Source organism: Pseudomonas sp. Emmai (assembly GCF_055179735.1).
Window position 1 is genome coordinate 5,698,816 of sequence record NZ_CM143685.1, and the last position, 20,682, is coordinate 5,719,497.

Genomic DNA, 20,682 nt, shown 5'->3' on the forward strand with positions numbered 1-20,682 from the left:
CGCGTGCGAAATCTACTGGAACAAATCCAGAATCGCCTTGAAGACCTGAACAAGGCCGAACGCAAAGTCGCCGAAGTGATCCTGCTCAATCCACAGCAGGCCACCCGGTTCAGCATCGCTGCCCTCGCCCAGGCCTCGAAAGTCAGCGAGCCGACGGTCAACCGTTTCTGCCGTTCGTTCGGTGTCAGCGGTTACCCGGAACTGAAACTGCAACTGGCCCAGAGCCTGGCCAGTGGCGCGGCGTACGTCAGCCGTGCGGTCGAGGCCGATGACAATCCGGAAGCCTACACCCAGAAAATCTTCGGCAGTGCCATCGCCTCGCTGGACAGCGCTTGCCAGGCCCTGGACCCGAACCTGATCAGCCGCGCCGTCGATCTGTTGATCCAGGCCCGGCAGATCCACTTCTTCGGCCTCGGTGCTTCGGCCCCGGTGGCGCTGGATGCGCAGCACAAGTTCTTCCGCTTCAACCTGGCCGTCACCGCCCATGCCGATGTGCTGATGCAGCGCATGATTGCCTCGGTGGCGCACACCGGTGAGTTGTTCGTGATCATTTCCTACACCGGCCGCACCCGCGAACTGGTGGAGGTGGCGCGCATTGCCCGGGAGAACGGCGCGTCGGTGCTGGGCTTGACCGCTGAGAACTCACCGCTGGCCAAGGCCAGTACCTTGAGCCTGAACATTCCGTTGCCGGAAGACACCGACATCTATATGCCGATGACCTCGCGGATTATTCAGCTGACGGTGCTGGACGTGTTGGCGACCGGCATGACCTTGCGCCGCGGGGTGGATTTCCAGCCGCATTTGCGCAAGATCAAAGAGAGTTTGAACGCGAGCCGGTATCCGGTGGGGGACGAGTTTAATTAACCCGTAGCGATCGTTCCCACGCTCTGCGTGGGAATGCCTCAAGGGACGCTCCGCGTTCAGTGACGCGGAGCGTCACGGGCTGCATTCCTTTGCTGCGCGTGGGAACGATCAATATCTTCATCGGCTGTTCCGGCCTCTTCGCGGGCAAGCCTCGCTCCTACAGGGGGTGATGGTGGACGCGATAATGGCGACGAACCAAAAACCTGTAGGAGCGAGGCTTGCCCGCGAAGGCGTCAGCCGCAACACCGCAGGACTTGAGCTAAGCCCCCACCCACGCCTGCAAACTCAAATGCGCCCGCTCCCCCGGCGCCAGGCTCAGGCTGTCGGTGCCGCCACTCGCCGCTTCCACGCAGACAAACTCCAACACCTCATCCCAGCTCACTCCCAGCAACGGCCGCGACCCCGGATGCCAGACCACCGTGTCCGCCGCATCGCCGGTGTCGATGCACAACTCCCGCTGCCAGGCGTGGTCCTTGAGCTGCAATTCGCCGTCGTGCTGGAACACGCGCTGACAGCCGCCCTCGACCCGCAACTCCCCTTCTTGCTGACACGCCTGACGGTTCAACTGATCGTATCCTTGCGCCCCGTCGAGCCCAGACAGCGCTACCTCAGCCACGTCGCCAATACGCCAGTAGGCATGCAACGCCTGGCTCAATTGGCATGGCAGGGTGTCTTGGTGCTCGGTGCTCAGGCGCAAGTCCATGCGTTCACCCAGATGGGCGCGCAGGTCCACCGTCCAGTCGCACAGTTGCAATTGCCAGTGCAAGCGCACGCCATCGTCGTCGGTGCTGCTGTCGAGCAGCTTCCAGTCCAGCAGGCGCGCCCAACCGTGGGATGGCCAGGCATTCTCGCTTGGATGGCGGCCAAACCACGGCCAGCACACCGGAACGCCGCCACGGATGGCGCCCACGTGCGGCCACTTCGCCGCGCACCACAACCAGGGTTTCTGCCCTGCTGGCTGGAAGTGCAACAACTGCGCGCCCTGGCGACTGAACACCGCCTGGCACAGCGGATGATCGATCACCAGCACGTCGCGCATCTGATAGCGCTCCCACGCAAACACCGGTCGTTCGCGCAAGGATTTGAAGAAGCGTTGTAGCGGATGCTCATGCATGTGCCGCGGTCCTGGAAATTATGGGTGTACTCATACTTTTGCGCCCAGTGAACCACTGTGGCGAGGGGGCTTGCCCCCGTTCGGCTGCGAAGCAGTCGTAAACCTGGGGAATGCGGTTTGCCTGAAACACTGTGGTGGCTGGTGGCTGGTGTCTGGTTAAGGGCTGCTTCGCAGCCCGGCGGGAGCAAGCTCCCTCGCCACAGCAAGCCCCCTCGCCACAGGTCCTTCATTGACCCTGCACAAAAAAAAGCGGATAGCCTTGGCCATCCGCAAATATGCGCACTTGGAGAGGAGCTTATCGCAACAGCGTTAGAACACCGACTGAATTTTCAGACCGGCGACCAGCGCGTTGTCGACTTCATCAACACCGCCCGGGTGAGTGATGTATTGCAGGTTAGGACGCACGGTCAGCCAGTTGGTAACGTGGAAGCCGTAGTTGATTTCGTAGTTGTACTCGGTGCTGCGCAGGGGTGCGAACAGCGGATCCTGGTAGTCGCTGACACCATTGGAAGCGTTGACCAGTTCGGCGTTTTTCTTCACGTCGTCGTTGACATGGATACGGGCAGCGCCGATGCCGACGTCATCTTTGGGACGTGCATCAAACGGGCCTTTGTACACAAACATCAGCGACTGGTAGTTGTCGACGATGTTGGTGTCCTTGTCGTGGAACGTGGCGTTGGCGGCGATGTTCAGACCGCGGGACGCGTCACCGTTGTGGGTGGTGAGTTGTTGCTGCGCAACGAACCAGTAGCCGGATTTGCTGCTGTGGCTGCGATAGGCGTTACCGCTGGTGGCGGCATCATCACCGTTGACGTCTTCGCGAACGTCATCAGCCTTGGCGGTGCTTTTGTAGTAACCGACGCGGTATTCGCCCGGCAGGTTATTCGGGTTAGGCAACCAGACCAGTTCGACCGGGATAACGGTACCCGCTGTACCACTGCCGCTGAGCTTGAAGCCGTTACCGTGTTCCAGCTGCGACGGGTTCTGGTTGTACGCGCCGATCTGCGCATAGAACTCAGGCGAGATGTTGTACTTCACGCGCAGGGCGGCCTGGCTGATTGGCCAGTTGTACCAGATGTTGGTGGCCCAGTTACCCACTTGGGAACCGCAGAACGCCAGGTTCTGGAACTCGCACGGGAAGGTGTTGAAGTCTTCGCCTTCGCCGAAGTAACCGGCCTTGACGTCCAGTTTGCCGTCGAGGAACTGGTGTTTGATCCACAACTGGGTCAGACGGACCATGTGGCCACGACCGTAAACTTCTTGCGAAGAACTCAAGGTGCCGGCACGCGGGTCGCCAACACGGTCGTTGGAGATGTTTTCACCGTTACGGTTGGTGAACTGGATCTTCGCCTGGGTGTTATCCCAGCCCCAGAGCTTTTGCAGGTCCAACGCGACGCCCAGGCCAAACTGGTCGGCGTAACGCGCGGTCTTGTCGTTGTTGTAGCCACCGTGGAGGTTGCCGCCGACTTCGCCGACGTAGTCCATCTTGATGTCGATACCCTGCTCGATCAGCTTGGTCCGCTCACCACCCCAATCCCCGGTCATCCACTGGGAATCGGCGCTGAACGCGTCAGCCGCGTGAACGCTACCGACCAGGGTCATTGCCGCCGCAACAGCTGACAGTTGGCAGATAAGCTGAGCGTTGTTCTTCTTCTTCATCCCTACATCCTCGTTTTATTGTTATTAACTGTTTTTATCTAACGCGGTTTACATAGATTGCGGCGAATGTCCCCATTCGCCGCGTATCCCCTTTGATCTTTACCGGCCTTTGAATTGCGCGATGTTGCCGACCGATGCTTCGGTCTTCGCCACACCCGCAACCCCAAGGCGCTCCCCGGTCTTGGCATCGAACAGCAACACTTTCGATGGATCGAATTGCAGGGTCAGAGTCTCGCCCACGCCCGGCGCTACGTCTGGCGCCAAACGGCAGCAGACCTTGGTTTCATTCAGGCTGACGAACACCAGGGTGTCCGGGCCGGTCGGTTCGGTGACCTGGACTTCGGCGCGAATGGTCGGCAAACCATTCGGCTCGCCGTTGGCCAGTACGATCTGTTCCGGGCGCAGGCCGAGGATCACTTCGCGATCTTCGAGACCGGCGTCCTGCATGCCCATTGGCAATTCACAACGGGCCTGGCCGCTGTCGAGCAACGCCACCAGACGACCGTCCTTGCGCTGCAAGCGCAGCGGGATGAAGTTCATCGGCGGCGAGCCGATGAAGCTCGCCACGAACAGGTTGGCCGGGTTGTTGTAGATGTCTTTCGGCGTGCCGAACTGCTGAATGATCCCGTCCTTCATCACCGCCACTTTGTCGCCCAGGGTCATCGCTTCGATCTGGTCGTGGGTCACGTAGACCGTGGTGGTTTTCAGGCGCTGGTGCATCAGTTTCATTTCGGTACGCATCTCGACCCGCAGCTTGGCGTCGAGGTTGGACAGCGGTTCGTCGAACAGGTAGATCTTCGGCCGACGCGCCAGGGCACGGCCCATGGCCACGCGCTGTTGCTGGCCACCGGAGAGCTGGCCGGGCTTGCGGTTGAGCAGGTGTTCGATCTGCAGCAGCTTGGACACCCGCGCCACTTCCGTTTCGATGTCGGCAGCGGGCATTTTGCGGATCTTCAAGCCGAAGGCGATGTTCTCGCGCACGCTCATGGTCGGGTACAGCGCGTAGGACTGGAACACCATGGCGATGTCCCGGTCTTTCGGGCTCATGCCGCTGACGTCCTGGTCATCGATCATGATCGCGCCGCCGGTGATGGTTTCCAGGCCAGCGATGCAATTCATCAGGGTCGACTTGCCGCAACCCGAAGGTCCGACCAGGATCAGGAACTCACCGTCCTTGATCGACAGTTCGATGTTCTTCAGGGTGTCCGGCAGGCCGGGACCGTAAGTCTTGTTTACATTGCGAAGTTCGAGCGTAGCCATGATTACCCCTTGACTGCGCCGGCCGTCAGCCCGCGCACGAAATACTTGCCTGCGACCACATAGACCAGCAGGGTCGGCAGCCCGGCGATCATCGCCGCCGCCATATCAACGTTGTATTCCTTGGCCCCGGTACTGGTGTTGACCAAGTTGTTCAGCGCTACTGTGATGGGTTGCGAATCACCGCTGGAGAACACCACGCCGAACAGGAAGTCGTTCCAGATCTGAGTGAACTGCCAGATCAGGCAGACCATGATGATCGGGGTGGACATCGGCAGGATGATCAGCCGGAAGATGGTGAAGAAACCCGCGCCATCGAGCCGCGCGGCCTTCACCAGCGCATCGGGCACGCTGACGTAGTAGTTGCGGAAAAACAGCGTGGTGAACGCCAGGCCGTAGACCACGTGCACGAACACAAGGCCCGTGGTGGTACTCGCCAGGCCCATTTTGCCGAGGGTGAACGAGGCCGGCAGCAGCACGGTCTGGAACGGCAGGAAGCAACCGAACAACAGCAAACCGAAGAACAGTTGCGAGCCACGGAAGCGCCACATCGACAGCACGTAGCCGTTCAACGCACCGATGGCGGTGGAGATCAGTACCGCCGGAACGGTGATCTTGATCGAGTTCCAGAAGTACCCGTCAACCGTGCCCCAGGCCTTGACCCAGCCAATGCCGCTGACCACGGTCGGCCAGCTCAGCAGGTTGCCGGAGTTGATGTCTTCCGGGGTCTTGAAACTGGTCAACAGCATGACCACCAGCGGAATCAGGTACAGGAACACCGCGAGGATCAGCACGGCGTAGATCGCGATGCGACTCAGGCTGATGGAAGGTTTGGCGAAACTAGTCATGGCGCTTGGTCCTCAGCTCGGAGTACAGGTAAGGCACGATGATTGCGAGAATCGCACCGAGCATCAGGATTGCACTGGCCGAACCCATGCCCATCTGGCCGCGGCTGAAGGTGAAGGAATACATGAACATCGCTGGCAGGTCGGAGGAATACCCCGGGCCACCGGCGGTCATGGCCGCGACCAGGTCGAAGCTCTTGATCGCGATGTGAGCGAGGATCATCACGGCACTGAAGAACACCGGACGCAGGCTTGGCAACACCACTTTGAGGTAGATACGCGGCATGCTCGCGCCATCGATCTGGGCGGCACGGATGATCGATTGATCAACCCCACGCAGGCCGGCAAGGAACATCGCCATGATAAAACCCGAGGCTTGCCAGACAGCAGCGATCACCAGGCAATACACCACGCGATCCGGGTCGATCAGCCAGTCCAGGCGGAAGCCTTCCCAACCCCAGTCACGCAACAATTTGTCCAGGCCCATGCCCGGGTTGAGCAGCCATTTCCACGCGGTACCGGTCACGATCATCGAGAGCGCCATCGGGTACAGGTAAATGGTGCGGATGAAGCCTTCGCGACGAATGCGCTGGTCGAGGAACACCGCCAGCAGCACACCGATCACCAGCGTGATGCCGATAAACATGCCGCCGAATACCGCCAGGTTCTTGCTCGCTACCCACCAACGGTCGTTGTCGAACAGCCGCTGGTATTGCGCCAGGCCCGCCCACTTGTAAGTCGGCAGGAAGGTCGAAGTGGTGAACGACAGCACGAACGTCCAGAGGATATAGCCATAGAAGCCCACCAGGACGATGAACATGCTGGGCGCCAGCACCAGTTTAGGGAGCCAGCGCTGCAATGCATCGAACGGCGAGGCCTTGCTGAACACAGCAACAGAACTCATGGGAAGATCCAGTACGGGAAGAAAAGTTGAAGGCAGTTATGAGCTGCAAGCTGCAAGACAAGCAGACATCACTTGCAGCTTGTAGCTCGCAGCTTGCCGCTGATACCTACTTGGCAGACTTGACCGCTGCGCCGAGTTTCTTGGCGGCATCGGCCGGATCGGCTTTCGGATTGTTGATGAAGTTGGTCACGACATCAAAGAACGCACCCTGTACCGCCAGCGTGGTCGCCATGTTGTGCGCCATGCTCGGTTGCAGGCCGCCGGACTTGGCGTCCGCCAGGAAGTCCTTGGCCGCTGTCTGGGCGCAGGAGTCGAAGCCGAGCTTGTCCATTTCGTGGAGCATGTCGTTTCGAACCGGGATCGAGCCTTTGTTGATGCTGAAGACTTTCTGGAAGTTTTCACCCAGCACGACCTTGGCAATGTCCTGCTGCGCGGCAGCCGTGCCCTTGTCTTTCTGCTTGAACACCGCCAGGGAGTCGATGTTGTAGGTGAAGGCCTTTTCGGTGCCCGGGAAGGCTACGCACTGGTAGTCCTTGCCGGCGACTTTCTTGGCTGCGGTCCATTCGCTCTTGGCCCAGTCACCCATGATCTGCATGCCGGCCTTGCCGTTGATGACCTTGGCCGCTTCCAGGTTCCAGTCCTGGCCTTTGCCGTCGACGTCCATGTAGGTCGCGACTTTCTTCAGCTCGGTCAGCGACTTGACCATTTCAGGTCCGGTCAGGGCTGCGTTGTCCAGGTCGACCAGGGCTTTCTTGTAACCGTCGGCGCCCATGACCGAAAGCACCACGGCTTCGAACACGGTGCTGTCCTGCCAAGGCTGGCCGCCGTGGGCCAGGGCGATGAAGCCTGCTTTCTTGAGTTTGTCGCCCGCGGCGTAGAATTCGTCGAGGGTGGTCGGGGCTTTTTCGATCCCGGCTTTCTTGAAGACTTCCGGATTGATCCACAGCCAGTTCACGCGGTGAATGTTCACCGGCACGGCCACGTAGTCACCGTCGTACTTCACGGTATCGGAGACTTTCTTGTCGAGCAGGCTGTCCCACTTTTCCGACTTGGCGGTGTCTTTCAACACGTCGGTGTCGAGCAGGCCGGTGGATGCCCATTCCTGGATGTCCGGACCCTTGATCTGCGCGACGCCTGGCGGGTTACCGGCCACGGCGCGGCTTTTCAGCACGGTCATGGCGGTCGCACCGCCACCACCGGCGACGGCGCCGTCTTTCCAGGTGAAGCCGTCTTTTTCGACTTGGGCCTTGAGCACATCAACGGCCGCTTTTTCGCCACCGGAGGTCCACCAGTGAACGACTTCTACCGAACCTTTGGATTCGGCGGCAAGCGCACTGACAGGGAATGCAGAGACAGGAAGCAATGAGGCAAGAGAAATGACAGTAGCGAGGCGAGAAATCGCATTCATCTAGAATTACCTTTCTTGTTGTTATGCATGCAAGTCTGGTGCTTGCGCTGCATGGGATTTTAAACAGGAGTTATCCCTTCGCAGGTAACGAAGGGACGCTTGAATGTCACCACATGGTTACACAGGAACGCTCTGGGACAACTGCCCCAAGGCCGTTGCCATGCTCGGCGCCAAGGGCAGGCGCGGGATCAATACAGCTTGCCAAGCGTGATAAAGATCCGGCTTGCCGCCCCAGATATCGGCACTCGGGCGATTTTGCGGGTTGAGTTCATGGTGCCAACTGCCATCGCAACGGTCGATGAAATGGTTGTCACAAAATTCCCAGAACAGTCGGTACCAGGTTTCGTATTGCTCATCGCCGGTGCGTTTGAGTAGCGCACTGGCGGCGGCGCTGGCTTCGCAATGGGTCCAGTGCAGGCGATGGCGAACCACGGCGCGGTTGTCCCAATCCAGGGTGTAGACAATCCCCGGCAAGCCGTCGATAGCCCAGCCGTGACGGCAGTTGTGATCGAAGAGTTTTTGCGCATCGGTCGCCAGCCAACCCGGCGTGAGCATCCCGGCCTGCACCCGCGCCGCTTCGAGGTGCAGCAACAGCCGCGCCCATTCGAAACCGTGGCCCGGCGTGGTGCCGTAGGGGCGGAAACCGTCGGCCGGGTTGTCGTGGTTGTACTCGCGCAGCGGTTGCCAGTCGCGATCGAAATGCTCGACCACCAGGTAATCGTTAGCGGCGGCGTGACCGTGGATGACGCGCTCGACGATGCGTTGCGCGCGAACCAGCCAGCGGTGGTCATCGGTGACATCCGCCAGCGCGAGAAAGGCTTCGGTGGCGTGCATGTTGCTGTTGGCGCCGCGGTAAGCCTCTTCCTCACTCCAGTCGCGATTGAAGGATTCGCGCATCGCGCCCTCCTCCTCGCTCCAGAAATGCGTGTCGATGATGTGGATGGCATCGTCGAGCAAGGCTTGGGCGCCGGGGCGTTGGGCGACCACCGCAGAACTGGCAGCCAGGGCGACGAAGGCGTGCAGGTACGCGGCTTTGCCGGTGTTGTCGTCGCGATGCTGGGCTGTGGCGAACCAGCCGCCGTGTTTAGCATCTTTCAACGGGCCGTTGAGGGCCTGGACGCCGTGATCCACCAACTCGGCAAACCCCGGAAGGCCCTGGATATGCGCCATGGCGAAGCTGTGGGTCATGCGCGCGGTGTTCATGGTTTCGGCTTGCGCACTGGCCGGGAGCTGGCCTCTTTCATCGAGATTGCCGAAGCCTTCGGGAAGCTTCGAGGCCTTGGCGAACGCCAGCAGGCGCAGGCCTTCGGCGGCGAGCCATTGCTGGTGGGCAGGCGCGTTCAGCCAACTGCTGAAGGCCGGTTGGAAGGTGTCCATGGGGTACCTTTTTTGTTGTTATGACTGGAGGGCAGTCTAAACAACGGTCAAGGTGCGGCAGGTAACGAAGGGGGCGGGTTTTGTCACCGGGTTGTGACATTCATCCAACTCTGCGGAGAGTGATGACTGTGGCGAGGGGGCTTGCCCCCGTTCGGCTGCGAAGCAGTCGTAAAACTGCCACTTCATTTCTTCAGGTAAACCGCAGTGACTGTATTGGGAGCGCTTCGCACTCCAACGGGGGCAAGCCCCCTCGCCACAGGTTTAATCAATACTGCGCGGCAACTGCAACGTCACTCGCAATCCGCCTTCACGCAGATTTTGCAGGCTGACCTCACCGCCATGGCTATGCGCAATATTGCGCGCAATCCCAAGGCCCAACCCATACCCCTGCTGCTGGCCAGACAAGCGGAAGTGCGGTTCAAACACCTGCTCCATCCGCTGCTCCGGCACGCCCGGCCCTTCATCGTCCACGTGCAGGATGAATGCACTCTGGTCATCGTCGATATGCAGGTGCGCGTTCTGCCCGTACTTCAAGGCGTTGTCGATCAGGTTGCCGATGCAGCGCTTGAGCGCCAGGGGTTTGCCCGGATACGCGGCAAATGCCCGGCCCTGTTGGGTCACGCGACCATTGCCGTTGGGCGCCAGGTACGGCTCCACCAGGCAGTCGAGCACGTGATTGAGGTCCACCAGCTCGATGTTTTCGTGGATGTCAGTGTCTTTCACGCATTGCAGCGCGCCCTTGACCAGCAGCTCCAGCTCATCCAGATCGCGGCCGAACTTGGCTTGCAGCTTTTCGTCTTCGAGCAATTCGACCCGCAGCCGCAGCCGGGTAATCGGCGTGCGCAGGTCGTGGGAGATGGCGCTGAACAACTGGCTGCGCTCGGTCAGGTAGCGGCTGATCCGTTCGCGCATCGCGTTGAAGGCGCGACCCACTTCGACAACCTCGCTGCCGCCGCCCTCGGGCACCGGTTCGACTTCGGCACCGAGGGACATGTCCCGCGCCGCCCGGGCCAAACGCTTGAGCGGACGACTTTGCCAGTGCACCAGCAAGCCGATAAACAACAGCAAAAAGCCGCTGGTGAGCACGATAAACCACACCTGCTGCGCCGGCAGGCCCTGCTCTTCAAGGCTGGTGTAGGGCTCGGGCAGCAGCGAGGCGATGTACAGCCATTCCCCCGGCGCCATCTGGATTTGCGTGACCAGCACCGGCGGGTTCACCGGCTCCAGGGTCAACGCGTAATGCGCCCAGGAGCGCGGCAATTCATCGAGTTTCAACCCGCTGTTGAAGATCCGCAGGTCTTCGGGGCTGACGAAGGTCACCGAGATATCCGCGTCATGGCCCAGGGATTCGCGCAGCACTTCGTCCACCGCTTTGAGCACCGCCGCTTTGCGTGGGGTGATCGGCAGTACTTCCATACCCAGCGGTTTGTCATTGAGGGTCACCACGAACCGGGTGCCGCCCATGCTGCGCAACTGGTCGAGCACCAAGGGCCGAAAGGCGACGGGCAACGAGCGGAAATAGCTGACGCTGGCGGTCATTGAATGGGCCAGGCTGCGGGCGCTGGTGACCAGGCCTTCGAGCTGGGTCGCGCGCAGTTGCGAAACCCAGATCACGCTCGACAGCGCCTGGGCAAACAGCACCACCAACAGGGTCAGCAGCAACATCCGCCCGAGCAACGAGCGGGGCACCGGCACTTTGGCGGCAAGCCGACGCAGGAACTCAGTGGCCATTGCTGGCGACCACATTGGCGGCCAGTTGGTAGCCACTGCCCCGCACGGTACGAATCAATCGCGGCGGTTTTTCCGTGTCGCGCAGGCGCTGACGCAAACGGCTGACGGCCATGTCGACGATGCGATCCAGCGGCATCAAGTCGCGGCCACGGGTGGCGTTGCCGATGGTGTCGCGGTCGAGGATTTCCTGGGGATGATCGAGGAACAGTTTTAGCAGCGCGAAGTCGGCACCGGAGAGAATCACTTCCTCGCCGTCGATGTGAAACAGCCGATGGCTGACCATGTCCAGGCGCCAGTCATCGAAGGCCAGCACTTCACTGCCGGAACGTTCCTGACCGAACTGGGCGCGGCGTAACAAGGCCTTGATCCGCGCCTGCAATTCGCGGGGGCTGAAGGGTTTGCCCAGGTAGTCGTCAGCACCGAGTTCCAGGCCGATCACGCGGTCGGCTTCGTCGGAGCTGGCGGTGAGCATGATGATCGGCACCTGGGCCTGGCGCGGGTGCTGGCGAATCCAGCGGCAGAGGCTGAAGCCATCTTCGTCCGGCAGCATCACATCAAGGATCACCAGATCGCTCGGCGCGTCGTTCATCGCCTGGCGAAAGCCTGCGCCGTCCGGCGTGGTGCGCACCTGAAAACCTGCGCGGGTCAGGTAGGTGTCCAGCAACTCGCGTATCTCTTGATCGTCATCGACCAACAAAATCGACTTGTTGACTGAGCTCACAGGGGCGGCATCCTTGTTGTTTGAATTGGGCGGATTATGCCTGATCGTTCGATCGTTCCCACGCTCTGCGTGGGAATGCCTCTAGGGACGCTCCGCGTCCAGTGACGCGGAGCGTCACGGGCTGCATTCCCACGCAGAGCGTGGGAACGATGATTACTGTGCCTGGTCGAGCGCCACACCCGCGCCCATCAGCCCGGAATACGGCGCCGTCACCAGCCACACCGGGATGCCTTTGAAGTAATCGCTCATGCAACCCTTGTCGGCGAAGCACCGGGCGAAACCGCTTTCAACAAAGAAATCGGCAAACCGCGGAATCACGCCGCCGACGATGTACACGCCGCCACGCCCACCGGTGGTCAGCACGTTGTTACCCGCCACGCGACCGAGCCAGCAGCAGAACTGCTCCAGCACTTCCAACGCCACCGGGTCACCGGCCAAGCCTGCCGCCGTAATGGCTTCGGGGGTGTGGTACTGCGGCTCATGGCCATCCACCGCGCAGATCGCCCGATAGACCCGCGGCAAGCCGCTGCCACTCAACGCGGTTTCAGCGCTGACATGCCCGATCTCGTTGAAGATGTGTTGCCACAATTGCGTCTCGCGCGGGCTGCTCAGCGGCAGATCGACGTGACCGCCCTCCCCCGGCAACGCGGCAAACCGGCCTTCGCCCAGATCGAGCAAAGTGCCGACGCCCAGGCCTGTGCCAGGGCCGATCACCACCGCCGGGCGCAACGGCTCCGGCGTGCCTGCGCAGACCACCCGAAACTCGTCCGGCTGCAAACGGGTCATGCCCAGGGCCATGGCCGAGAAATCGTTGACCAGCAGCAGTCGATCCACTTGCAAGGTCTGGCAGAACGCCTTGCGGCTCAGGCGCCAATGGTTGTTGGTGAACTTGAATTCGTCGCCGCTCACGGGACCGGCCACCGACAGGCACACCGAACCGATGTCGCCGGCTTTCAAGCCCAGGCCGACGAGGTAGACGCCAATGGCCTCCTCCGGGCTGGCGTGATCTGCTGTCGCCAGCACCTGGATCGACTCCAGCTGCTGGTTTTTCCACAACGCGAAACGTGCGTTGGTCCCACCGATGTCACCGACCAAAGCCAGTTTCAATTAAGCGTCTCCAGGGCAGAAGTGAAGGCGCTGGCGCCCTGCTCTGCGGAGCTGAAGGCCATGCGCATGAAGCCAAACAGTTCGCGCCCGCTGCCGATGTTGTTACCCAACAATCCCTTGGCCGGGGTGCGCGCTGCGAATTCTTCGGCGTCCACCTTAAGCTCCAGGGTGCCTTTGACGCCATCGACGCGGATGATATCGCCCTCTTGCACCCGCGCCAAAGCGCCGCCCACAAATGCTTCGGGGCTGACGTGGATCGCCGCCGGGATTTTCCCCGAGGCGCCGGACATCCGCCCGTCGGTCACCAGCGCGACTTTGAAGCCGCGATCCTGCAGCACGCCGAGGAACGGCGTCATCTTGTGCAGTTCCGGCATGCCGTTGGAACGCGGGCCCTGGAAGCGCATCACCGCGACAAAATCCTTCTCCAGCAGACCGGCCTTGAACGCATCGGCCAGGTCCTGCTGATCCTGGAACACCATGGCCGGTGCTTCGACGATCTGGTTTTCCAACGCCACGGCCGAGACTTTCATCACGCCGCGCCCGAGGTTGCCTTCCATCACCCGCAAACCGCCCTCTTGCGAGAACGCACGGGCCACCGGACGCAGGATGGTTTCGTCGAGGCTCTCGATCGGGCCTTCGCGCCAGACCAGTTCGCCGTTATCGAGAAACGGTTCCACGGTGTAGCGGCTCAGGCCATGGCCGAGCACGGTGTTGACGTTTTCGTGGAGCAGCCCGGCTTCCAGCAGTTCGCGGATCAGGAACGACATGCCGCCCGCCGCCTGGAAGTGGTTGATGTCGGCCTTGCCGTTCGGGTAGACGTGGCTCAGGGTCGGCACCACCTCGGAGAGGTCGGCCATGTCCTGCCAGGTCAATTGAATGCCCGCGGCCATGGCGATGGCCGGCATGTGCAAGGTGTGGTTGGTCGAGCCGCCGGTGGCGTGCAGCGCCACGATGGAGTTGACCAGCGAACGCTCGTCGACGATTTCGCCGATCGGCATGAAGTCGCCGTTCTGCTTGGTCAGGCGCGTGACCTGATGCGCGGCTTCGCGGGTCAGGGCCTCGCGCAACGGGGTGTTCGGGTTGACGAAAGACGCGCCCGGCAAGTGCAGGCCCATGACTTCCATCAGCAGCTGGTTGGTGTTGGCGGTGCCGTAGAAGGTGCAGGTGCCAGGGCTGTGGTAGGAATTCATTTCCGATTCCAGCAGCTCTTCGCGGCTGGCCTTGCCTTCGGCGTAGCGCTGGCGCACATCGGCTTTCTGCTTGTTGGAAATGCCCGAGACCATCGGCCCGCCCGGCACAAAGATCGTCGGCAGATGACCGAAACGCAGCGCGCCCATCATCAGGCCCGGGACGATCTTGTCGCAGATGCCGAGCATCAGCGCGCCGTCGAACATGTTGTGGGACAGCGCCACGGCGGTGGACATCGCGATCACTTCACGGCTCGGCAGGCTCAGTTCCATGCCGGGCTCGCCCTGGGTCACGCCATCGCACATGGCAGGCGTTCCGCCAGCGAACTGGCCGACCGAGCCAATTTCACGCAGGGCTTTTTTGATTTGTTCAGGGAAGACTTCGTACGGCTGATGCGCCGAGAGCATGTCGTTATATGAAGAAACAATTGCGATGTTCGCGGAGTTCATCATCCGCAGGCTGTTCTTGTCGTCGGTGCCGCAACCGGCCACGCCATGGGCGAAGTTGGCGCATTGCAGCTTGCCGCGCATCGGACCGTCAGTGGCGGCGCCGCGAATCAGCGCAAGGTAAGCCTCACGAGTAGCTCGGCTACGGGCGATAAGTCGTTCGGTGACCTCAAGGACGCGGGGATGCATGTGTAGAACTCCAGGCTAACGGATGTGGCGACCTGATTGTCTATGCTGATCAAGGGCCGTTGTCGATGGGGTGACGGGCGGCTTTCTTGATCGATCGGACCAGTTGATTCAGGTCACTCGTTGTAGATTGAACAAAATATTGCCATTAAAAAGGCTTGTTTTCTATTTTTATGCGAATAATCTTGTAATTCCAACAACAAATCGACGGCGGCCCAGTTAAATGACTCTTCGAATCGCAATCAATGGTTTTGGCCGTATCGGCCGTAATGTCCTGCGCGCACTGTATACCCAAGGCTACCGCCAGGATTTGCAGATCGTCGCGATCAATGACCTGGGTGACAGCTCGATCAACGCTCATCTGCTCAAGTACGACACCGTTCACGGCACTTTCGACGCCGATGTCCAGCACGATAACGAAAGCCTGACCGTCAACGGCGACCGCATTTCGGTCAGCGCGATTCGCAACCCGGCCGAACTGCCATGGGCGGCCGAAAAAATCGACGTGGTCTTCGAATGCACCGGTCTGTTCACCGACCGGGCCAAAGCCGCCGCGCATATTACGGCCGGCGCACGCAAAGTGATCATCTCGGCCCCGGCCAAAGGCGCCGACGCCACCGTCGTTTATGGTGTTAACCACGACATTCTGCGCCAGTCGCACCAGATTATTTCCAACGCCTCGTGCACCACCAACTGCCTGGCCCCGGTGGCCCAGGTGCTGCACCGCGAGTTGGGCATCGAAAGCGGTCTGATGACCACGATCCACGCCTACACCAACGACCAGAACCTGACCGACGTCTACCACACCGACCCGTACCGCGCCCGTTCGGCCACCCAGAACATGATCCCGAGCAAGACCGGCGCCGCTGAAGCGGTTGGTCTGGTACTGCCGGAACTGGCGGGCAAGCTGACTGGCATGGCGGTGCGGGTTCCGGTGATCAACGTGTCGCTGGTGGACCTGACCGTGCAGCTCAAGCGCGAAGCGTCGGCCGATGAAGTGAATGCGCTGCTCAAAGAAGCCGCGCAGCACTCCAAGATCCTCGGCTACAACACCCTGCCGCTGGTCTCCAGCGACTTCAACCACAACCCGCTGTCGTCGATCTTTGACGCCAACCACACCAAGTCCAGCGGCAAGCTGCTCAAGGTCCTGGCCTGGTACGACAACGAATGGGGCTTCTCCAACCGCATGCTGGATAACTGCCTGGCGCTCTGCAACGCCGAGTAACCCCGCAATACCTGCAGAAGCGAGGCTTGCCCGCGAAGGCGGTGTATCAGTGACATCAACGTGCCTGACACACCGCTTTCGCGGGCAAGCCTCGCGCCTACAGTTTCTCTTCGCCTACAAATCAACACTTGACCACCCAGGCGGATGATAAGCATTATCATTCGCTCGAAATGGATCAGGTCCTCCCGTGAGTCAATCGCGTTTCAATCACGTCTTCATCGCCCAGCGGGTTTCCCTGCTGCGCACGCTGGAGCGGATGGTCAACAATCACAGCACCGCCGAAGACCTGCTGCAGGAAACCTACCTGCGCGTGACCCGGGCGCTCAGTGAGCGGGCCATCGATCACCTCGAACCCTTCGTCTTCCAGACCGCCCGCAACCTGGCGCTGGATCATTTGCGTGCGCGGCGCATCCAGTCGCGGACCATGCTCGATGACGTTCCGCTGGACGTGGTGGAAAGCATCGCCGCCCCCGCCAGCAGCGCCGAGGACGCCGCCCATGCCGAACAATTGCTGGAGCGTTTGAACGTGAGCCTCAGTGAACTCAGCAACCGTCAGCAACAGATCTTTATCCTCAGCCGCCTGCATGGGCACAGCTACCTGGAGATTTCCGAGAAGCTCGGCGTGTCGTTGAGCACCGTGCAGAAGGAACTGAAACTGATCATGGCGATCTGCATCGGCGTTGCAGAAAGGCACAGCAACAGCAGCAAGCTATAAGCTGCAAGCGACAAGCTAAACTCCAAACCGAGCTTGCAGCTTGCAGCTTGCAGCTTGCGGCTTGAAGCTTGAAGCTTGAAACTTCTCCACCCGCTGTTTCCGAGGAAACCCCGTGACGGACACCCACCGCTCCTCAGCGCCTTCCCCGGCGCGGGACCCTGCAAACGCGATGGACCAGGCCCTGGACTGGTTGATCGTGCTGGGCAGTCCGAGCGCGGAACAAACCCGCCAGTTCCACGATTGGCTCGCAGCCGATCCGTTGCATGCCGAAGCGTTCGCCAAGGCCCAAGCGATCTGGGACGGGCCGTTAGTCACCCAATGCGCGCAAAGCCTCGCCGCTCAACCACCGAAAATCACCGTGCTGTCGCGCCTGCGTCCGCACTGGAAACCCCTGGCCACGGCGGCGGTGTTGATCCTTGGTCTGTTCAGTTTCAGCAACCTGCCGATGCGCCTGCAGGCCGATCACCTGACCGTGGTCGGCGAGCGCCAGCGTCTGCAACTGGAGGACGGTTCCAAAGTCCTGCTCAATACCAACTCGGCGTTTTCCAGCACCATCAACGATCAGCAGCGCGTGGCCCGTTTGTATCAGGGCGAGGCGTTTTTCGAGGTGCCGGCCAATCGCGACCAGGCCCTGGAAATCGACGTCGGCCCGGTCAAGGCCAGCGTGCGCGATACCGCGTTTGCCGTGCGTTACCTCGACGGCGTGGCGCAGGTTCGGGTGCAGCGCGGCGATGTGGATTTGCGCGCCACCCGTGACGATGCACGGGTGCGGCTTACCGCTGGCGAAAGCATCCGCATCGGTCCCAACGGTTTCGACCGCCCGGCCAAACTCGACGCCGCCACGGATTTGGCCTGGGTCCAGGGCCGCCTGGTGTTCGAGAACTGCCCGATGAGCCAGGTGCTGGCGGAGCTGCGCCGCTACTACCCGGGCTGGATCATCAACAACAACGAACAGTTGGCCGACATTGCCGTCACTGGCAATTACCGCCTCGACCAACCGCTGGACGTGGTGCGTTCCCTTGCTCACATCACCTCGGCCCGGCTTCAGGAATTTCCCGCGCTGGTGATCTTGAACTAGGGGGCGTTCTCAATTAGTTTCCCCGCGGTGGGGAAACTAATTGAGAACGCCCCCTAGATGAGAATTATTTTTACTCGATAGCTGAAGCTCGTTCGTCTCGTTATAGCCAATGCAATTGATTCGCATCTAAAAATGCCAATCTGCACCTATAAAGATTCGTGCGACACGGAGCGCTATCGATGTCCTCTCGCCATACCCGCCAGTCCTCTTCACCTTCCCGCGTGCTGTCGCTGTTGACCGCCGCCATCCTCATGGCCGGCGCCGCGCCGCTGATGGCAGCCACTGCCGCCGAGCAGCCAAGCCGCAACATGGGTGATTATTCGTTCGCCATTGCACAGCAGTCGCTGGTCTCGGCCCTGAATGCCTTTACCAGCGTGACCGGCTGGCAGGTCGGTTTGCCGGCCGAACTGGCTGAAGGTGTGTCTTCGCCGGGTGTGCGCGGTTCCTTGCCGCCGGACAAAGCCCTGGATCGCCTGTTGGTGGGGACCAACCTCGGCTATCGCAAACTGGGCAATAACAACATCGTGCTGGAGAAACGCAGCAGCAGCGGCGCCCTCAACCTGCAACAGGTGACCATCAGCGCCACCCGCCAGGAACAGAGCATCGACAGCGTGCCAGCCACCGTCACCGTCCAGACCCGCGAAGAACTGGACCGCAACAACGTCAACACCATCAAGGATCTGGTGCGCTACGAACCGGGTGTTTCCGTGGGCGGTGCCGGCCAGCGCGCCGGGCTGACCGGCTACAACATCCGTGGCATCGACGGCGACCGCGTGCTGACGCAAGTCGACGGCGTGCAAGTGCCCGACAGTTTCTTCAACGGCCCGTACGCCCAGACCAACCGCAACTACGTCGACCCGGAAATCGTCAAACGCGTCGAAATCCTCCGTGGCCCGGCGTCGGTGCTCTACGGCAGCAACGCCATTGGCGGCGCCGTCAGCTACTACACCCTCGACCCGGACGACATCATCAAGCCCGGCAAGGATGTCGGTGCCCGTTTGAAAACCGGCTACAGCTCGGCCGATGACAGTTGGCTGACCTCCGGCACAGTCGCCGGCCGCACCGGCGACTTCGACGGCTTGCTGCACCTGAGCCAGCGCAATGGCCATGAAACCGAGTCTTACGGCGAACACGGCGGCACCGGCCTGAACCGCACCGAGGCCAACCCCGAAGACGTGCGCACCACCAACGTGCTGGCCAAGCTCGGTTGGAACTACGCCGACGACGCACGCCTGGGCCTGACCTACGAGAAATACAAAGATGACCGCGACACCAATCAGTTGAGCGCCGTCGGTGGTCCGTTCAACGCTGGACGCGGTTTTGGTTTCTACAAATCCCGCACCGGCAACGACACGGTCAGCCGCGAACGCTTCGGCCTGGAGCACAGCTTTGGCCTGGACAGCGCTTTGGCTGACAACATCAAGTGGTCGCTGAACTACCAGATCGCCAAGACCGACCAGAGCACCGAAGAAATCTACGCGCCGTCGCGTACCGTGCTGCGTGAACGCAACACCAACTACAAGGATCGCCAATGGGTGTTCGATGCCCAGGCTGACAAGTCCTTCGCCATTGCCGACACCGATCACACCGTCACTTACGGCACCACCATCAAGCAGGACAAAGTCACCGGCCTGCGTACCGGCACCGGCACCTGCCTGACCGTGGCCGTCGCTTGCCGGGTGATCGGTGCGCCAAGCGCCGCCGATACCCTGAAACCGGCCAGCGACTTCCCGGACCCGACCATCAACAGCTACAGCCTGTTCGCCCAGGATCAGATCAGCTGGGGCAACTGGACCTTCCTGCCGGGCGCGCGTTACGACTACACGCAACTCAAACCGCATATCACCGACGAGTTCCTGGCCACTGCCGACCAGAGCGGCAACGGCGTGGTCAGCGACAAGACCAAAACCTGGCATCGCCTGTCGCCGAAATTCGGCACCACCTACAGCTTCAACGATAACTACACCTGGTACGGCCAGTACGCTGAAGGCTTCCGCACGCCGACTGCCAAGGCTCTCTATGGTCGCTTCGAAAACCTGGCCGGTGGTTATCAGGTCGCGCCGAATCCGGACCTCGACCCGGAAAAGAGCAAGAGCTATGAAACCGGCCTGCGTGGCCAGTTCGAAGCGGGCAGCTTCGATGTGGCGGTGTTCTACAACAAATACCGCGACTTCATCGACGAGAATGCGATCACTCCGGGCTACACCGAGACCACGTTCCAGAGCAACAACATCAAGCACGCCACCATCAAGGGCCTGGAGCTCAAGGGTCGCCTGAACCTCGACACCTTCGGCGCCCCGACCGGCCTCTACAGCCAAGGCTCGGCGTCATACCTGTATGGCCGCAACGATGACAACGGCCAGCCGCTGAACAGCATCAACCCGCTGACCGGCGTGTTTGGCCTCGGTTACGACCGGGACAACTACGGCGCGCTGTTGAGCTGGACACTGGTCAAGCGCAAGGACCGCGTCGACAGCACCAGTTTCAAGACCCCGGACGGCACCAGCACCCAGTTCAAGACCCCGGGTTATGGCGTGCTCGACCTGGCCGGTTTCTACAAGGTCACGGACGACGTGACCGTCAACGCCGGTCTCTACAACCTGACCGACAAGAAATACTGGCAGTGGGATGACGTGCGCGGCTACGACAGCGTCGGCGAAGCCTCAGTCACGCAACCGGCCAACCTCGATCGCCTGACCCAGCCGGGTCGCAACTTCGCGATCAACCTGGTCTGGGATATCTGACCCTGAACACCTCGCTGCGACACATTTTTTAATGCGTCGCGGTGAGGTTTTTTTACGCTCGGGCATCTTCTTGTTCGTCTCGTTACCAAGCGCCTCTTTTTTCTCAAGGACTC

At 61.0% G+C, this 20,682-nt stretch carries 16 protein-coding genes; 5 read left to right on the forward strand and 11 right to left on the reverse strand.

The window, feature by feature from the left end; genetic code table 11:
• The first annotated feature begins 3 nt into the window (after positions 1–3).
• Positions 4–864 (forward strand): MurR/RpiR family transcriptional regulator, encoded by an 861-nt coding sequence (locus ACY4LX_RS26220; protein WP_178129043.1) that lies wholly within the window; start codon positions 4–6, stop codon positions 862–864.
• Between the two features lie 259 nt (positions 865–1,123).
• Here the strand turns inward: ACY4LX_RS26220 and ACY4LX_RS26225 are convergent, their stop codons facing one another.
• The 11 genes from ACY4LX_RS26225 to edd form a co-directional block, all read right to left on the reverse strand.
• Positions 1,124–1,978 carry a D-hexose-6-phosphate mutarotase gene (locus ACY4LX_RS26225; RefSeq protein ID WP_463258267.1) on the reverse strand — a complete coding sequence of 285 codons (855 nt, stop codon included), beginning with the start codon at positions 1,976–1,978 and terminating at the stop codon, positions 1,124–1,126.
• Between the two features lie 309 nt (positions 1,979–2,287).
• Positions 2,288–3,637 (reverse strand): carbohydrate porin, encoded by a 1,350-nt coding sequence (locus tag ACY4LX_RS26230; RefSeq protein ID WP_463258268.1) that lies wholly within the window; start codon positions 3,635–3,637, stop codon positions 2,288–2,290.
• Positions 3,638–3,736: 99 nt separating this feature from the next.
• Complete coding sequence (locus ACY4LX_RS26235; RefSeq protein ID WP_149657855.1) at positions 3,737–4,897, reverse strand: ABC transporter ATP-binding protein; 1,161 nt, start codon at positions 4,895–4,897, stop codon at positions 3,737–3,739.
• A 2-nt stretch (positions 4,898–4,899) separates the two neighbouring features.
• Positions 4,900–5,742: a carbohydrate ABC transporter permease gene (locus ACY4LX_RS26240; protein WP_133838062.1), complete on the reverse strand. Its 843-nt coding sequence runs from the start codon at positions 5,740–5,742 to the stop codon at positions 4,900–4,902.
• Positions 5,735–6,643 (reverse strand): carbohydrate ABC transporter permease, encoded by a 909-nt coding sequence (locus ACY4LX_RS26245; RefSeq protein WP_054044927.1) that lies wholly within the window; start codon positions 6,641–6,643, stop codon positions 5,735–5,737. Before ACY4LX_RS26245 ends, ACY4LX_RS26240 begins: the two co-directional genes overlap by 8 nt.
• A 106-nt stretch (positions 6,644–6,749) precedes the next feature.
• The gene (locus tag ACY4LX_RS26250) at positions 6,750–8,051 is read right to left on the reverse strand and encodes an ABC transporter substrate-binding protein (protein WP_463258269.1); all 1,302 of its coding nucleotides are present in this window, start codon (positions 8,049–8,051) and stop codon (positions 6,750–6,752) included.
• 117 nt (positions 8,052–8,168) lie between these two features.
• The gene (locus ACY4LX_RS26255; protein WP_463258270.1) at positions 8,169–9,428 is read right to left on the reverse strand and encodes a D-mannose isomerase; all 1,260 of its coding nucleotides are present in this window, start codon (positions 9,426–9,428) and stop codon (positions 8,169–8,171) included.
• A gap of 261 nt (positions 9,429–9,689) precedes the next feature.
• Positions 9,690–11,159, reverse strand: a complete 1,470-nt coding sequence (locus ACY4LX_RS26260; protein ID WP_149657858.1) for an ATP-binding protein — start codon at positions 11,157–11,159, stop codon at positions 9,690–9,692.
• Entirely contained in the window at positions 11,149–11,880 is a 732-nt protein-coding gene (locus ACY4LX_RS26265) for a response regulator (RefSeq protein ID WP_123409256.1), read from the reverse strand. The genes ACY4LX_RS26260 and ACY4LX_RS26265 overlap by 11 nt, the downstream gene beginning before the upstream one ends.
• Before the next feature lie 153 nt (positions 11,881–12,033).
• Positions 12,034–12,987 (reverse strand): glucokinase, encoded by a 954-nt coding sequence (locus ACY4LX_RS26270; protein WP_463258271.1) that lies wholly within the window; start codon positions 12,985–12,987, stop codon positions 12,034–12,036.
• Positions 12,984–14,810, reverse strand: coding sequence for a phosphogluconate dehydratase (edd, locus tag ACY4LX_RS26275; protein WP_123409258.1), 1,827 nt, complete (start codon positions 14,808–14,810; stop codon positions 12,984–12,986). Before edd ends, ACY4LX_RS26270 begins: the two co-directional genes overlap by 4 nt.
• A 220-nt stretch (positions 14,811–15,030) precedes the next feature.
• Between edd and gap the strand changes: the two genes are divergently transcribed.
• The 4 genes from gap to ACY4LX_RS26295 all read left to right on the forward strand — a co-directional run bounded on the left by gap (position 15,031) and on the right by ACY4LX_RS26295 (position 20,569).
• A complete protein-coding gene (gap, locus tag ACY4LX_RS26280) occupies positions 15,031–16,032 on the forward strand; it encodes a type I glyceraldehyde-3-phosphate dehydrogenase (protein ID WP_054044940.1) in 1,002 nt (333 codons plus the stop codon).
• A gap of 187 nt (positions 16,033–16,219) precedes the next feature.
• Positions 16,220–16,747 carry an RNA polymerase sigma factor gene (locus tag ACY4LX_RS26285; protein WP_463258272.1) on the forward strand — a complete coding sequence of 176 codons (528 nt, stop codon included), beginning with the start codon at positions 16,220–16,222 and terminating at the stop codon, positions 16,745–16,747.
• A gap of 112 nt (positions 16,748–16,859) precedes the next feature.
• Positions 16,860–17,825 carry a FecR family protein gene (locus ACY4LX_RS26290; protein WP_463258273.1) on the forward strand — a complete coding sequence of 322 codons (966 nt, stop codon included), beginning with the start codon at positions 16,860–16,862 and terminating at the stop codon, positions 17,823–17,825.
• A gap of 179 nt (positions 17,826–18,004) precedes the next feature.
• Entirely contained in the window at positions 18,005–20,569 is a 2,565-nt protein-coding gene (locus ACY4LX_RS26295; RefSeq protein ID WP_463258274.1) for a TonB-dependent receptor, read from the forward strand.
• Positions 20,570–20,682 lie beyond the last annotated feature (113 nt).